Origin of the sequence: Megasphaera stantonii (assembly GCF_025567065.1) — a bacterium.
Classification (GTDB): domain Bacteria; phylum Bacillota; class Negativicutes; order Veillonellales; family Megasphaeraceae; genus Megasphaera; species Megasphaera stantonii.
In genome coordinates this window covers 113,594-128,893 of sequence record NZ_JAOQKD010000003.1, presented here as the reverse complement: position 1 = coordinate 128,893, position 15,300 = coordinate 113,594, and the positions used below count along the sequence as shown (strand labels likewise).

Here is a 15,300-nt window from a genome sequence, read left to right as displayed (position 1 = left end):
AGCAAGGAGAAGGTTATGGAAGAAAAAAAATTAGACCTGAAGACCTTTTTGTACAAGGCCTTGTCTGATTCGGCCTTTTTAAAGGCTGCCGGCATGAAGCCCGGCGACGGCCCGGCGTTTATGAAGGCCAACGGCGTCATGAAGCTGGCCGGCGAATTGGAAGGGTGCCGCGACAGCCGGGGACGGTATGTTTCCGCCAAAGTGCTGGAGGCGGCGCGGCGGTACATATCCTGTTTGGCCGAAGAGCCGGAAGGCGGCTGGCTGGCCCATTGCTACTGCGCCGTCTTAGAGAGGCTCTTTCCGATTACGGCGGCTCAGTGGGAAGGCTGGGACGGCAAGCCCGTAGCGCACAGCGGCGACGGCGAATTCCGCCTGGGGCGCCTCGTGCTCATGCAGCTGCTGCACGGATTGTATCAGTACGAACGGGCCGTGCTGCCCTTTGACCCGACCGTCGATTTCGATTTTCTCGACGATGAAGAAATTATGAAGCAGGGCTATACGCGGGAATACCTGCACATGATCAAGATGCTGGAAGATCAGTATATCTATGAATTCATGCGCATCGGCTCGGAAATTTCCCCCTTCAACACGCTGGGCCATATTGCCGGCGTCCATTACGTCGCCCTGCATGCGGCGCGTCAGCTGGCCTTCCTCGGCGAGCCCGTCGACCTGGCCCTCATTTCCGGCGCGGCTCTGTGCCATGACCTGGGGAAATACGGCTGCAAGAAAAACGAAGAAAAGCGCGTGCCCTACCTGCACTATTACTATACCGACGCCTGCTGCCGCCGCGTCGGCTTGTCCGGCATCGGACACATCGCGGCTAACCATTCCGTCTGGGATTTGGAGCTGGAAAATCTTTCCGTCGAATCGCTGCTGCTCATCTACGCCGATTTCCGGGTCAAGAGCAGCCGCGACGCCCAGGGCAGGGAAGTCGTTCATTTCTATACTCTGAAGGAAGCCTTCGACGTCATTTTAGGAAAATTGGATAACGTAGACGAGGCGAAGCGCCACCGGTACCAGAAGGTATACGCCAAGCTGGCCGATTTCGAGTCGTTCATGCGGGAAAAGGGCGTCGTCGAGCTGCCGGCCGACCTTTCGCGGGACCACGTCCAGCCCGACGTTCCAGAGCCGCGGGAAATGGTGCTCCTGGCGGAGGGAGAAGTCGTCGAACAGCTGAAGTACGCGGCCATTGCCCACAACATCCGCCTCATGAGTATCTTCCGCGACGACAGCGATTTCGGCAACCTCATCGAAGCGGCCCGCAGCGAGCAGCTGTGGAAAAACGTCCGCACCTATATCGGCATTTTCGAAGAGTACTCGACGTACATGACAGAGCATCAAAAGGTCATGACGCTGAAATTCCTGTACGAGCTGCTGTCTCATAAAGAAGGGGACATCCGCTTCCAGTCGGCGGCCCTCATGGGGCGCATTGTCGCTAATTTCAACGAAAAATACACAAAGGAGCTGCCTGAGGGCGTGTCCCTTCCCCATAAGGTCGTCACGAGCCTGTCCCTGTTTGATCAGTATCTGGACATGATCATCTATCCGGAAATGCGGTTTACGGAGCAGCACAAGCTGTGGATCGGCTATTGCCTGAGCAGCTTCGTCGAAGCCGTACTGGATTCCTGCCCGGCGAAAGACCGCGGCGATTACATCCGCGTGATGGCCAAGTATTTCGAGCGCCGCAATTATCCGGAAGAGCGGTACATCATGCTCCTGAAAGTCCTGGACGACATGAAGCGCAGCGACATTCCCGGGGAATTTATGACGGCGGTCCACCCCTTCGTGGAAACGGCCCTGCAGTCTTCCTCCCAGAACCTGCGCGTCGCCGCCCTGAACACGAAGCGCTGCCTCTATGACGGATATACGGAGGAACAATATTACGACGACCTCCTGGCGGTGATGAATTTGCCTGCCGATAAAAAGGCCTTTTCCGAGCATGAAGGCAGCCTGTTCCTCATCGACTTGAAGATGGGGACCCACTGGGGCATCAAGGTCGCCAATATAGAGCTGATGATGCGGTATATGGACGATACGTGCGACAAGGGCGACGTCATGCATCTGGGCATGCATCTGACGAACCTTCTGAAAATCAGCGAGTCCATCTTTGTCCGCCAGGCGGCAGGGGAAAGCCTGCTGCGCATCGCTGCCAACATGACGTACTCGCAGCGCAATGAGCTGGCCGTCGAACTGTTCAACGGCCTGGAAATCGGCGATCCCCAGATATCGAAGTACGTGCCGGAATTCCTGGGCCGCATGATTCTGAAGCTGCCGCCGCAGGAATTTGACGAATTTATCAATACGATTTCGTCGCAGATTTTGACGGTCAACATCCAGCTGGCATCGTCCATCGTCAACACCGTCGGCGTCATTTTGGAAAACTTCTCCGAATTTGCCGAGGAGTTCGGCGACGACAGGGACGTCAACGAACGGCGTCAGCGCCGCCTGCTGTACATCATGATCAAGGCTTACGCCCACTACGACGACGAGCTGAGCCGCGACGCCTTCCGCGATATCGGGAAGTTTATCTTCCACAGCCCGGTCATGGCCATGGAGCAGAAGGACTTTTTATTCCTGCACTGCTACAAAAAGCTCCTGGTCCTGCTCGACGAAAATCCCGAAGGTGTTCTGGATTTCTACAGCAACGCCGCCGTCCTGAATCATATTTACCGCTATATCGGCCATCATGAGTTCCAGAACGGCGCCTTTTCCTTCCCGCCGGCCCGCAAGGCCTGCTTCTACCCGGGGACCTTCGACCCCTTCAGCCTGGGGCATAAGGCCGTGGCCTGCAAGATTCGCGACCTGGGCTTCGACGTATATCTGGCCCTCGATGAATTTTCCTGGTCCAAGCATACCCAGCCCCGCCTCATGCGGCGCAAGATCATGAATATGTCCGTCGCCGACGAAGAGGACATGTATCCCTTCCCCGACGATATTCCCGTCAACATTGCCAATCCGAAGGACGTAGCCCGGCTGAAGGCGATTTTTGCCAAGAAGGACCTGTACATCGCCGTCGGGACCGACGTCATCGAAAACGCTTCGGCTTACAAGGCCGCGCCGACGAAGGATTCCATCCATACGGTAAACCATATCGCCTTCGCCCGCGAGACGAGGGAAAATGAAGGGCGGGACCACGACGACGGCGGCCACGGCATTACGGGAAAGGTCGTGTATTTGACTCTCGACAAATTCTACGAAGATATCAGCTCGACGAAGATCCGCGAAAACATCGACCTGAATCGCGACATATCCAACCTCATCGACGCCGTAGCCCAGAATTTCATTTACGACAACAACATGTACCTGCGCGAACCGGCCTATAAGCACGTCCTGGAAGCGCGGGAGCTGGGCATCGGCGCCTTTAAGCCCCGCGGCGCCGAAAGCCTGTGGCCGATCTGCAACAAGCTGTGGAATAAGGGGTACAACATGGATATCCTCGACAAGTACATCGAGCGGGAAACCGTGCGGACTCTGTACGTCGACGACGCCCGGCAGGAACGGACGATGATCGCCTATGCCGCGGCCCACCGCATCGGCACGCGGGATTTGCTGAAGGAAATCGGCGATTCCCAGCTGGCCTCGCATATCCGCAACGCCGCCGGCGGCAGCATCGCCTGCATTGGCTTCTTCTACGCCGACGACACGTCGACTATCGACAACGTGGCCCAGATTACCATTACGGAAATTCTGACGGAGCTCATTTCCCGCGACTTTGCCTACGCCGTGTACCGTCCTGTAGACGAAGCGGGCTACGATGCCGAAATCATCGACGCCCTCGAGCTGCAGGGCTTCGTCAACATCGCGCCGGAAGGCAGCGAGCATCCCCTGTACGTCGTAGATATGAAGTCGCCTATCGTCTTGTTTAAGGACGTCGAAACGGTCATCAAAAACCCCTTCAACAAGAATCCTCTCGTCCGCGAAGCCCTGCACGAAGCCCACAACAACTTGCTGGCCGTGCTCAAGCTGATTTACCCGGGCAAACTGCTCCTGTCCTTTAACATGAGCTCCTTCCACAACAAGATCATCAACAAGGTCGCCGAAATCAACGGCGTCTCTACTGTCGAGGACAAGAAAAAACGGCGCGGCCCCTATATGTCCGTGCCCTTCGGCAAGGCCCTGAGCAACGTCCTGGTGCCCAATACGGTGACGAAGAGCCTGCACATCGGCAAGTACTTCGACCGGTACGTCAAGGAATTTACCCTGGCCGAATCACATCATTATTCGCCTGTGGAAAATCAGGTCCGGACGATCAAGTCCTTTGACAGGCCGGTCATCCTCATCGACGACTTGCTGCACAAGGGCCACCGCATGCGGATGCTCACGCCGTACCTGGACAAGTGCGACATCGAAGTCAAAGAGGTCCTCGTCGGCGTCATGACCGGGCAGGCCATGGACATGATGGTCGAAAAGAACATGAAGGCCGAAAGCGCCTATTTCCTGCCGACGCTGGAAGTCTGGCTTAACGAAAAGGACTGCTATCCTTATATCGGCGGCGACAGCATCGACAACGCCCACAATTACAGCGGCTACGACAGCAACCCGGCCATTAACCTGATCTTGCCCTACGTCAATCCTGAATTCGTCAGCCGCGGCGATTTCCTGGCCCATTACTGGTATTCCCTGACGTGCCTGCAGAACGCCGCCCACATCATGCGGGTATTGCAGGACGTCTATCAGGAAACGTACGAACGCCGCCTGACGCTCAAGCGCCTCGGCGAGGTCTTTACGTATCCCCGGATTCCCGACATCGACGTGGGCGTAAAATTCGATGAAAACATGGACCCGACCCGGTTCATTGAAAACGATATTGAGCGGCTCCTGCGCATGCAGTGGAAGGAAGGCTCCATGGAAGAAGATCTGATGCGGAGCGCCGCTGGAAGGGAAGGACGATAAGGTGCGGTATATTCATGAATTGCCCGGCGAGGCGGCGGTGACGTCGCCCTTGCCGCTGACGGGCAGCCCCTTAGGGAAACAAACGTATAGAGTTCATATTTTAGCCTTGGGAGACGTGGGCATGACCATGCTCATCGGCCTGCGCCTTCTGGGAGCCGGCGTCGTCGAATCCATCGGCATCTGCGATATTAATGAACAAAATATCAGGCGGCTGAAAATGGAAATCAATCAGATTCGATATCCCTTCGCCGATTGGGAGGGAAGCGGCATGCCGTCGCTGCCTCCCGTGTACGCCGTCGGGGAAGAAGCGCTGTTTGACTGCGACGTATTCGTCTTCTGCGCCAGCAAGGGCGTGCCGCCTGTCGGCGCCCAGGGCGACGTGCGCATGGCCCAGCTGGCGGCGAATACAGAATTGGTACGCCATTTTGCCGGGCTGGCCAAGGCGGCGAAATTTGCCGGCCTGGCCTGCATCGTGTCCGACCCGGTAGACCCGTTGTGCAAGGCCTTTTGGATGGCGTCGGGGCTCAGGCCGGCGCAGGTACAGGGCTACGGCTTAGGCGTCATGAACGCCCGGGCCTGCTACTATGCGGAACGCCGCGAAGAATTCCGCTCCTACCTGACCGAAGGGCGGGCCTTCGGGCCTCACGGCGGGGACTTGGTGCTGGCCGACAGCCTGACAGACTACGACGACGGGCGCTCCCGCGCCCTGACCGACTTGGTCATCGGGGCCAACATGGCTGTCCGCGAATTGGGATATAAGCCGTACATTGCTCCGGCCTTGTCGTCGGCGGCCTTATCGATCCTCCTGACGCTGCGGGAGCAGTGGCATTACGGCTCCGTGTATTTGGGCGACGAAGGGGCCGGCGCGTTTTTCGGCATCCGGAATCAGATGACCCGGGACGGCATCGTATATGAAGACGCAGCCGTCTGCGACGCCCTGTACGAGCGGCTGAAAACGGCGTATATCAATCTGTGCCGCCTGGTGTAAAGGGGGAATGAAGCATGTTGACAGTCGTGAAGATCGGCTGGCGCGAATGCGCCGATACGAGCCGGTTAGAAAGCGTACTGACCTATGCTTTGCATGGATTGGAATACCGTGCCGTCGACGGCGCGGCCTTTGCCGAGGTCTGCCGTTCCGCTGCCGCCCTGCCGGCGGGCCGGGCCGTGCTGTTTGCCGTGGCCCTGCCTGCCGGCGGCTTCAGCTGCGAACACGCGCAGCTGATTTCGGCGTTGGCCCTTCAGGCCGACTGTCTGGACGGCTGGGCCGGCGCGGTTCTCGTCGACGGGCCGGGCGAATTATTTACAAAAAAAATAGGCCGCGAGCTGATTTTCATGGCAAATCAGGCTGGCTGTGCCTTTCCGGGGAAGCCCCTCGTCGAAGCGACGGGCTCTCTGTATAATTTTAATACGCAGGCCATGCTGCTGGACGCGACGAACCTGCAGGCCTATAAAGAAAGCGCGGCCTGTCTGGTACGCAAGACGACGGCCTTTGCCGCAGAGCTTTCTCGGGGACGCCGTCCGGCGCGCCGCGTCGTCGTGCTCCACGCCAGCAGCCGCAAGACGTCGAATACGCTGCTGCTGTGGGAAATGATACGGAAGAAGCTGCCTGCAGACGTAGACGTAGAAGAAATTTCCCTGCGCAACGGAGCCGTCGTCGACTGCCGGGGCTGCAGCTACGAGGCGTGCCGCCATTTCGGTGAAAAGGGCGAATGCTTTTACGGCGGCGTCATCGTCGAACGGGTCTATCCGGCCATTCGCGCCGGCGATGTCGTCGTCCTGATTTGCCCCAATTACAACGACGCCGTGAGCGCCAATATTACGGCTTTCTTCAACCGACTTACGGCCTTGTTCCGCAAGGACTTCGCATCCTTTTCACAGAAGAGGGTCTATGCTCTCGTCGTTTCCGGATACAGCGGCGGCGACATCGTAGCCGAGCAGGTCATCGACGCGATGAACTGCAATAAGAATTTTGCCCTGCCGCCGCGCTTTGCCCAGATCGAAACGGCAAACGACCCGAACAGCATTCTGCAGTGTCCCGGCGTGGAAGAACGGGCGGCTGCCATGGCCAGGCGCATTGCCGGCGTATAACTGAAAAATGGCAATAAAAAAAGATGATTCGATAGGGAATCATCTTTTTTTATATGAAATTAAGCATTGCGCTGTACTTTGCCGGAACGAAGGCAGCGAGTGCAGACGTTGATACGTTTTACTTCGCCGTCTACGATAGCGCGTACTCTCTGGATGTTCGGTTTCCAGGTTCTTTTTGTTTTCAAATGGGAATGGCTGACGTTCATGCCGGTCATCATTCCTTTGCCGCAAATTTCGCAATAGTTTGCCATTGGTTACACCTCCCTGCACCATCACAGTACAACATATAAATCCTATCATAAAACATAAGGTAAATCAAGTTTTATTTATAAAAAGTCTACAAGATATGATACAATAAATATGAGAAAAAGACAAGGAGTTTTTTTATGGATGGGACACTTCGTCAGCTGAAGGGCATCGGCGCGCGGAAAGAAGCGCTGTTTGCCCGGCTGGGAATTCAGACGATCAGCGATTTGCTGCAGTATTTTCCGAGGGAGTACGAGGACCGCAGCCGCATATGGCCTATTGTCAGCGCGCCGGCGCCGTCATCGGAGCCCGTGCTGGTCTGCGGCACAGTCCGGAGCGTGCAGGAGCTGCGGCCGCGGCGGGGCATGACTATATTGAAGGTGCTTATCGCCGACGACAGCGGCGCCGTCGAGCTGACCTGGTTCAACCAGCCTTTTAAAAAGAAATTGTTTCACGTCGGTATGGACGTGGCGGCCTTTGGCAAGATCGAATGGGCCTACGGACGGCGGCAGATGAATTCTCCCGACACGGAGCAGGGCGGCCTGTCGCAGGAACAGGGCTTCGTTCCCGTGTACGGCCTGACGGACGGCCTGCGGCAGAACGACGTGCGCAGGGCCGTGCGGGAAGCCCTGGAGGAAGCGGCGCGCTGTCCGTCCCTGCTGCCGGGATGGGACGGCGGCAGAAGTGTCTGCGGCGGCTTTATGCCGGAGCTGCAGGCCTATGAGGCCATGCATTTTCCGCCGTCTATGGAAATGCGCCGCAAGGCACGGGAGCAGCTGGCCTTCGAGGAACTCTTCGACATGCAGCTGGGCCTTCTGCTGCGACGCCGTCAGGAAGGGAAACGGCGGGGAATTAAATGCGGGCCGAACGGCAGCCTGCTGAAGCAGTTTTTAGCCCAGCTTCCCTTTTCCTTGACCAGAGGGCAGACGCAGGCTTTTTTAGACATACAGGCCGATATGGAAAGCGAAGTGCCTATGCAGCGGCTGGTACAGGGCGACGTGGGCTCGGGGAAAACCGTCGTGGCGGCCATGGCCCTGACGAAAATCGTCGAAAACGGATATCAGGGTGCTTTGATGGCACCGACGGAAATTTTGGCAATTCAGCATTACGAGGAATTTCTCAAGCTGTTTCGCGGCCTTCCCGTGCGCGTCGCCGTGTTGACCGGCCGTACGACGGCCAAGGAGCGGGAGACCCTGCTGGAAGACCTGCGCCAGGGAAGCGTCCAGATTCTTATCGGCACGCACGCGCTGATTCAGAAGGACGTCGCGTTCTGTGACTTAGGCCTCGTCGTGACGGACGAGCAGCATCGCTTCGGCGTGCGTGAGCGTGCCGCCCTGCAGGGGAAGGGCCGGGCTCCCCACGCGCTGTTTATGACGGCGACGCCCATTCCGCGGACGCTGGCCCTGTCTGTATACGGCGACTTGGACGTATCGTCCATACGGGAAATGCCTCCAGGCCGCAAGGTCGTCAAAACCTACGCCGTCGGCGAGGCCATGCGCCGCCGCGTATACGCTTTTATGGAAAAGCTCATGGCCCAGGGGCAGCAGTGCTACGTAGTGTGCCCTCTTGTAGAAGAGTCGGAAACGGTAGATTTGCAGGCGGCGACGGCTTTGTATGAAGAGCTGCGTGCGACGGTCTTTAAAAACAGGTCATGCGGCCTCGTCCACGGCCGCATGACCGGTAAGGAAAAGGCCGCCGTCATGGAAGCCTTTCAGGATGGCCGTATATCCCTGCTCGTGGCGACGAGCGTCATCGAGGTCGGCGTCAACGTGCCCAACGCGACGGTCATGCTGATCGACGGGGCCGAGCGGTTCGGCCTGGCCCAGCTCCATCAGCTGCGGGGCCGCGTCGGCCGCGGCAGCCAGCAGGCGTACTGCATCCTGCTGTCCAGGGGCGGAAGCGAAGAGACGCGGCAGCGCCTGCAGTGGATGGAGAAAATACACGACGGCTTCGAGCTGGCGGAAAAGGACTTGCTCCTGCGCGGCGCAGGACGGCTGTTCGGGTATGCCCAGCACGGGCTGCCCGATTTGAAGGCCGCCGATATCGTCCGCGATATTTCGCTGCTGACGGCCGCCAGGGACAAGGCGGCAGACTATTTGAAGGGCCCCGTCGACGAAGAGACGATTTACGCGGCTCTGGAGCGGCGGTTCGGAACGCGTTTTCAAGGTTTGCTAAATAACTAAGAAAATGTCATGAAAATATGTACAGATGACATCTTATCGGCTATAATAAAGGATAAGCTATTTAGGGGTATTTCCCTAGGTTTTTATATTTTTCAAAACAGAGGTGCAAAGATGAGATCTGATAAATTTGGTATGAAAGGTTTAACTTTTGATGATGTTTTGCTGGTACCGGCGAAATCCGACGTGCTGCCGTACCAGGTAGACGTATCGACGAATCTGACGAAAGATATCAAACTGAATATCCCTATGATGAGCGCTGGCATGGATACGGTTACGGAAGCCCCCATGGCGATTGCCATCGCCCGTGAAGGCGGCATCGGCGTTATCCATAAAAATATGTCTATTGCCGCTCAGGCGCGCGAAGTCGACAAGGTAAAGCGCTCCGAACACGGCATTATTATCGACCCCATTTTCCTGCATCCCGATAATTTGCTGGCCGACGCCAATGAATTGATGGGCAAGTACAAAATTTCCGGCGTGCCTATTACGGTTGACGGCAAATTAGTCGGCATTATCACCAACCGCGACATGCGTTTTGAAGAAGACATGAGCCGCCGCATCGGCGATATCATGACGAAGGAAAACCTGGTCACGGCTCCTGTCGGCACGTCCTTGGCTGATGCGAAGGCCATCCTGCGCCAGCATCGCATTGAAAAGCTGCCTTTAGTCGATAAGGACGGCAATCTGCAGGGCCTGATCACGATTAAAGATATTGAAAAAGCTACGAAATACCCGAATTCGGCGAAGGATTCCAACGGCCGCCTGCTGGCCGCCGCAGCTGTCGGCGTTTCCCACGACATGATAGACCGCCTGGACGCCCTCGTAGCCGCGAAGGTCGACGTCGTCGTCATCGATACGGCTCACGGCCATTCGGAAGGCGTATTGAAGACCTTGAAGGAAATTAAAAAAGCCTATCCCCATCTCCCGGTCATTGCCGGCAACGTCGCTACGGGCGCCGCTACGGAAGCCCTCATCGAATGCGGCGTAGACGCCGTTAAGGTAGGCATCGGGCCCGGCTCCATCTGCACGACCCGCATCATCGCCGGCATCGGCGTTCCCCAGATTTCCGCCGTATACGAATGCGCCAAAGTTGCACAGCGCTACGGCATTCCCATCATCGCCGACGGCGGCATCAAATACTCCGGCGACATGGCCAAAGCGATTGCAGCCGGCGGCAACGTCGTCATGCTGGGCAACCTCCTGGCCGGCACGGAAGAAAGCCCGGGCGAAACGGTTATCTATCAGGGCAGAAGCTATAAGGAATACCGCGGCATGGGCTCCCTGGCCGCTATGGAACACGGCAGCAAGGACCGCTACTTCCAGGAAGACGCCAAGAAGCTCGTTCCCGAAGGCATCGAAGGCCGCGTACCCTACAAAGGCGCCGTCGCCGATACGATTTTCCAGATGGTCGGCGGCTTGAGAGCTTCCATGGGCTACTGCGGATGCCACAACATCAAGGAAATGATCGAAAACACGCAGTTCATTCAGATTACCAGCGCCGGTCTCCGCGAAAGCCATCCCCACGACGTCAATATTACGAAGGAAGCGCCGAACTACAGCGTAAACTAAGGGCAAGGTGGAGGATATACGTTGACTAGCACGATACATATCCTGTCCGTCCCCATTGGAAACGTCACGAAGGAAGAAGCCTGCGCCTTTGCCTTTAAATGCATCGAAGAAGGCAGGGCGGCTTCTATCGCGACGGCCAATGCGGAGATGGTCATGAGAGCGCAGTCAGATGAAGAACTGGCAGACATCCTGCGGCACGCGGACTTAGTCGTTCCCGACGGGGCCGGCGTGCTGTGGGCTGCCGAGCAGATAGGAAAGCAGTTTAAAGAGCGTGTCGCCGGCATCGATCTGGCCTGCCGTCTCGTCGGCGAAGCGGCGCTGCGGCAGACGCCGGTATACTTTTTCGGCGGAGCCGAAGGCGTCGCCAGGGATGCGGCGGCCAATCTGGAAAAGCAGGTAGGCAAGCTGCATATCGTAGGCACCCATTCGGGATTTTTTACCGACGAGGAGGAACGGCAGATCATTGAGGAAATCCGTTCAGGCGGCACGCAGCTCCTGTTTGTCGCCCTGGGCGTCCCCAAGCAGGAAAAATGGATACGCGACCACCTGTATGAGCTGGGACCCTGCGTCTGCATGGGCGTCGGCGGTTCCCTGGACGTGCTGTCTGGCCGTCTCGACCGGGCTCCGAAGTGGATGCAGGAGCACCGCCTGGAATGGCTTTACCGGCTGCTGAAGGAGCCGACCAGAATCAAACGCATGATGGCTTTGCCTCAGTTTGTCGCCGCCGTAAAACGGGACAAAGGTGCAAAGTGATTTGAGGTGATGTCTTGAATAAACCGCTTATAATTGAAGATGGCTATATATTCATCGCAGTTCCGGCGCTGCTGGCCGTGTTGGCAGGGTATTTCGTCAACGCCTACGCGGCGGCGGTTCCGGCGCTGCTCGCCTTGTATTTCGCCTATTTTTTCAGGAATCCTCATCGTACGATTCCGGAAGACGATACGGCGCTGTTGTCGCCTGCCGACGGCAAGGTCATGAGCGTCGAAGAAGTATACGAGGATTTGTACCTCGATAAGAAGTGCAGAAAAATCGTCATCTTCTTGTCTGTTTTCGACGTCCACGTCAACCGGGCTCCCTTAGCCGGGACGATCGACTTTCAGCAGTATACGTGCGGCGGCTTCCGGCCGGCCTATAAGGACGGCGTCGGGTATGAAAACGAACGGTATTCCGTAGGGATTGAAAACAATCGGACGCGGATATTAGTAACAGTTATCGCCGGCATATTGGCCCGGCGAATCGTATCCTGGGTAACGCTGGGCGACACCTTGTCTCACGGTCAGCTGTACGGAATGATCAAGTTTGGCTCCTGCGCAGAAGTATACGTCGGCGACGACGTGGAAATTCTGGTCCAAAAGGGCGATCGCGTGCGCGGCGGAGAAACTATCATTGGGAGGATTGTCAAATGAAAAATATAATTCCATGTCTTTTTACGTCGGGAAACCTCGGGTTCGGCGTATTAAGTATGATTATGACGCTGCATGGCATGTTTACCGCCGCCGGCATATGCATCCTGCTGGCCATGGCCTGCGATGCCTGCGACGGCCGTTCGGCCCGCGCCCTGGGCGTTGCCGGCGAGTTCGGCAAAGAATTGGACTCCTTGTCCGACGTAGTTTCCTTCGGCGCGGCGTCGGCGTTTTTGATTTACACCTATTCCTTGCAGGAATTGGGCTGGATCGGCGTCGTGCCGGCTATTATTTACGCGGCCTTGGGCGGTATCCGTCTGGCCCGCTTCAACTTGAATACCGGCGTCATTCACGGCTATTTCCAGGGCATGCCGATTCCTAACGGCGGCTGCCTCATCGCCACGTACGTCATTTCCGGCGTCCATCTGCCGGCGTGGCTGATCGGCATTTTTGTCGTCGCCCTGGGGTATCATCTGGTAAGCAAGATCCATAATCCTGATTTCAAAGGGGCCAGCCCGGATGTCCTCCATAAATCGGCATTGGCGATTTCTCTGATTTTCGGCGCCGTCGTGCTGGTTTTCGTCGACTGGCACCTCGTCTTTACGATGCCCTTCTTGTTGTATATCGTATTTGGATTAGTCAATACGGCCATGAACGCCGCTTCTGCGCGTTGATATATTAGGGAGATCGCGTATGGAACATATATTGGATATCATTATGATACCCATACAAGTTATCATTGTATTTTATACGCTGTATTATGTTACCTTGGCTGTTTTCGGCCTGATGAAGCGAAGAGAGCACGTTACGGCAGCACCTAAGAATACCTTTGCTGCCGTAATTTGCGCGCATAATGAGGAACGCGTCGTCGGGCAGCTGATCGATAACCTGAAAGACCTGAATTATCCGAAGGACATGTACGACGTATACGTCGTGGCCGATAACTGTACGGACAATACGGAAAAGATCTGCCGGGAACACGGCGCGATCGTCAAGGTGCGGACGAACAAGGACGAAGTCGGCAAGGGCTACGCTTTGGACTGGATGTTTGCGCAGATGCTGGCTCAGGAAAAGCAGTACGACGCCTTCGTCGTCTTCGATGCCGACAACCTCGTCCACCCGGAATTTTTGCGGGAAATGAACAACCACTTGTGCAAGGGTGAGCAGGTCATACAAGGGTATATGGACGCTAAAAATCCGACCGATACCTGGGTGGCCGGGACCTTTGCCATCGCCTTCTGGCTCATCAACCACATGTGGCACCTGGCGAAATATAATATTGGTTTGTCTACGGCTCTCGGCGGCACGGGCATGTGCATCGCAACGGATATCGTGCGGAAATACGGCTGGGGATGCGACTGCCTGACGGAAGACATGGAATTTTCCATGAAGGTGCTGCTGGAAGGCGTGCGGACCTGCTGGGCCCACGACGCGATCATTTACGATGAAAAGGCTCTGGGGTTCATGCAGTCGTGCCGGCAGCGCAAGCGGTGGGCTCAGGGGCAGTGCGACTGCGGCGAGCGCTTTATTCCCAAGCTGTTTGTCCGCGGCATCAAGACGGGGAATATCCGCATGCTCGACGGCATCATTACCTTGTCCCAGCCCTTTTTCATGATGATGTCGACGATATACGCCCTGATGGCGTATATCAATTCGTACATTCCCTTGTACACCAACATCTTGTACCAAATCGTGCCGGTACAGATGTGGACGGTCATCGGCGTCGTCCAGTACCTTATTCCGGTTATCGTGCTGCTGCAGATTAAGGTGCCCTTAAAATCATGGGCCTATCTCGTCGTATATCCCCTGTTTATGTACAGCTGGATTCCCGTCAATTTTCTCGGCTTTAAGGACCGCCATAAGATGAAATGGAGCCATACGGAACATACGAGGGCTGTATCCTATGACAGCGCCGTGCTGCTGCGAAAGGAGAATAAAAAATAGATGCATATTCTGTTGACCAATGACGACGGCCTCCGCGCGCCGGGACTGCAGATCCTGAAGCGCGAGCTGGCGGCCTGCGGGTACAGGCTGACTGTCGTTGCGCCTAACGGCCAGCGCAGCGCCGCGTCCCATTCCATGACGATCAATAAGGCCTTGTACTGCCGGGAAGAGACCGACGAAGCGGGGATTCGCGAAATCGCCGTGTCCGGTACGCCTGTAGACTGCGTAAAAATGGCTATGGAATACTTCTTGGCTGAGGACAAGCCGCAGCTCATCATATCGGGCATCAACAACGGCTATAATCTGGGCAGCGACGTCTTGTATTCCGGGACGGTGTCGGCAGCTATGGAAGGGCCGTACTACCAGGTTCCAGCTCTGGCCGTATCGATGTATCCCCTGGAGGAAGAACGGTGCGCCCAGACGGCCCGTCTCGTCCATGGATTAGTGGAAAAGGTCGTCGTAAGGGGCCGTTTCCCCGGCATATTGAACGTCAACGTACCGCCAGCTGGCGATATCAGCCTCGATAACGTCTGCGTCGTGCCGCAGACCGTACAGATTTATCACAACGTCGTAGCAGAAAAACGCGATTTGGACGGCAGCCTGTGCTATCATATCGTAGGCGATATCGACATGGAAGGCGCGCCGGAAAACAGCGACGTGGCCTGCATACGGAGCGGCCGCATCGCCGTGACGCCGCTGCGGTGGCAGCAGACGGCCATGGCGGCTATTGACGACGTAAAGAGCTGTTTATAAAAAAACATAAAAAGTCAAGAATTCTATTGCAGATTCTTGGCTTTTTTTGATAACTTGGAAACACATAATTATACTTTTAAATATTGTGTGGCGTATATTTAAAATATTAAATTTGATACATTGGCGGCAGACAGGTGTATTTTCCTATTTTATCAAATTAGTACTTGCAAAATACATTTGTATGCCGTATAATGACAAGCAAGTCACATAGTGAGTGGATG

General features: G+C 56.2%; 11 protein-coding genes. 10 read left to right on the top strand and 1 reads right to left on the bottom strand.

Annotated elements, in window-relative coordinates; genetic code table 11:
- Positions 1-15 precede the first annotated feature (15 nt).
- The 3 genes from OCV58_RS03435 to OCV58_RS03425 are packed head-to-tail and all read left to right on the top strand — an operon-like array spanning position 16 to position 6,981.
- A complete protein-coding gene (locus OCV58_RS03435; protein ID WP_154876951.1) occupies positions 16-4,893 on the top strand; it encodes a nucleotidyl transferase family protein in 4,878 nt (1,625 codons plus the stop codon).
- Between the two features lies 1 nt (position 4,894).
- Complete coding sequence (locus tag OCV58_RS03430) at positions 4,895-5,881, top strand: Rossmann-fold NAD(P)-binding domain-containing protein (RefSeq protein WP_154876950.1); 987 nt, start codon at positions 4,895-4,897, stop codon at positions 5,879-5,881.
- 14 nt (positions 5,882-5,895) lie between these two features.
- Positions 5,896-6,981: a flavodoxin family protein gene (locus OCV58_RS03425; RefSeq protein ID WP_154876949.1), complete on the top strand. Its 1,086-nt coding sequence runs from the start codon at positions 5,896-5,898 to the stop codon at positions 6,979-6,981.
- Between the two features lie 59 nt (positions 6,982-7,040).
- On the opposite strand, the gene rpmB is transcribed toward OCV58_RS03425, so the two are convergent.
- On the bottom strand, positions 7,041-7,232 hold the full coding sequence (rpmB, locus tag OCV58_RS03420) for a 50S ribosomal protein L28 (protein ID WP_087477868.1): 192 nt from the start codon (positions 7,230-7,232) through the stop codon (positions 7,041-7,043).
- Between the two features lie 135 nt (positions 7,233-7,367).
- On the opposite strand from rpmB, the gene recG reads away from it, so the two are divergent.
- From recG to surE, 7 genes are all read left to right on the top strand, one after another.
- Positions 7,368-9,410 (top strand): ATP-dependent DNA helicase RecG, encoded by a 2,043-nt coding sequence (recG, locus tag OCV58_RS03415; RefSeq protein WP_154876948.1) that lies wholly within the window; start codon positions 7,368-7,370, stop codon positions 9,408-9,410.
- A gap of 111 nt (positions 9,411-9,521) precedes the next feature.
- A complete protein-coding gene (guaB, locus tag OCV58_RS03410) occupies positions 9,522-10,979 on the top strand; it encodes an IMP dehydrogenase (RefSeq protein WP_087477866.1) in 1,458 nt (485 codons plus the stop codon).
- Between the two features lie 21 nt (positions 10,980-11,000).
- Positions 11,001-11,732: a WecB/TagA/CpsF family glycosyltransferase gene (locus tag OCV58_RS03405; protein ID WP_154876947.1), complete on the top strand. Its 732-nt coding sequence runs from the start codon at positions 11,001-11,003 to the stop codon at positions 11,730-11,732.
- Between the two features lie 14 nt (positions 11,733-11,746).
- Positions 11,747-12,385, top strand: coding sequence for a phosphatidylserine decarboxylase (locus tag OCV58_RS03400; RefSeq protein WP_087477865.1), 639 nt, complete (start codon positions 11,747-11,749; stop codon positions 12,383-12,385).
- Positions 12,382-13,056 (top strand): CDP-alcohol phosphatidyltransferase family protein, encoded by a 675-nt coding sequence (locus tag OCV58_RS03395; protein ID WP_095629784.1) that lies wholly within the window; start codon positions 12,382-12,384, stop codon positions 13,054-13,056. The genes OCV58_RS03400 and OCV58_RS03395 overlap by 4 nt, the downstream gene beginning before the upstream one ends.
- Positions 13,057-13,075: 19 nt before the next feature.
- On the top strand, positions 13,076-14,326 hold the full coding sequence (locus tag OCV58_RS03390; RefSeq protein WP_087477863.1) for a glycosyltransferase family 2 protein: 1,251 nt from the start codon (positions 13,076-13,078) through the stop codon (positions 14,324-14,326).
- On the top strand, positions 14,327-15,079 hold the full coding sequence (gene surE / locus OCV58_RS03385; RefSeq protein WP_154876946.1) for a 5'/3'-nucleotidase SurE: 753 nt from the start codon (positions 14,327-14,329) through the stop codon (positions 15,077-15,079). It begins immediately after the preceding gene.
- The last annotated feature ends 221 nt before the right edge of the window (positions 15,080-15,300 follow it).

What these genes read in the sequence shown, in the direction of transcription:
- OCV58_RS03435 (WP_154876951.1), top strand. Translation starts at nt 16, where the DNA reads ATGGAAGAAAAAAAATTAGACCTGAAGACCTTTTTGTACAAGGCCTTG.
- OCV58_RS03425 (WP_154876949.1), top strand. Translation starts at nt 5,896, where the DNA reads ATGTTGACAGTCGTGAAGATCGGCTGGCGCGAATGCGCCGATACGAGC.
- rpmB (WP_087477868.1), bottom strand. Translation starts at nt 7,232, where the DNA reads ATGGCAAACTATTGCGAAATTTGCGGCAAAGGAATGATGACCGGCATG.
- recG (WP_154876948.1), top strand. Translation starts at nt 7,368, where the DNA reads ATGGATGGGACACTTCGTCAGCTGAAGGGCATCGGCGCGCGGAAAGAA.
- guaB (WP_087477866.1), top strand. Translation starts at nt 9,522, where the DNA reads ATGAGATCTGATAAATTTGGTATGAAAGGTTTAACTTTTGATGATGTT.
- OCV58_RS03395 (WP_095629784.1), top strand. Translation starts at nt 12,382, where the DNA reads ATGAAAAATATAATTCCATGTCTTTTTACGTCGGGAAACCTCGGGTTC.
- OCV58_RS03390 (WP_087477863.1), top strand. Translation starts at nt 13,076, where the DNA reads ATGGAACATATATTGGATATCATTATGATACCCATACAAGTTATCATT.
- surE (WP_154876946.1), top strand. Translation starts at nt 14,327, where the DNA reads ATGCATATTCTGTTGACCAATGACGACGGCCTCCGCGCGCCGGGACTG.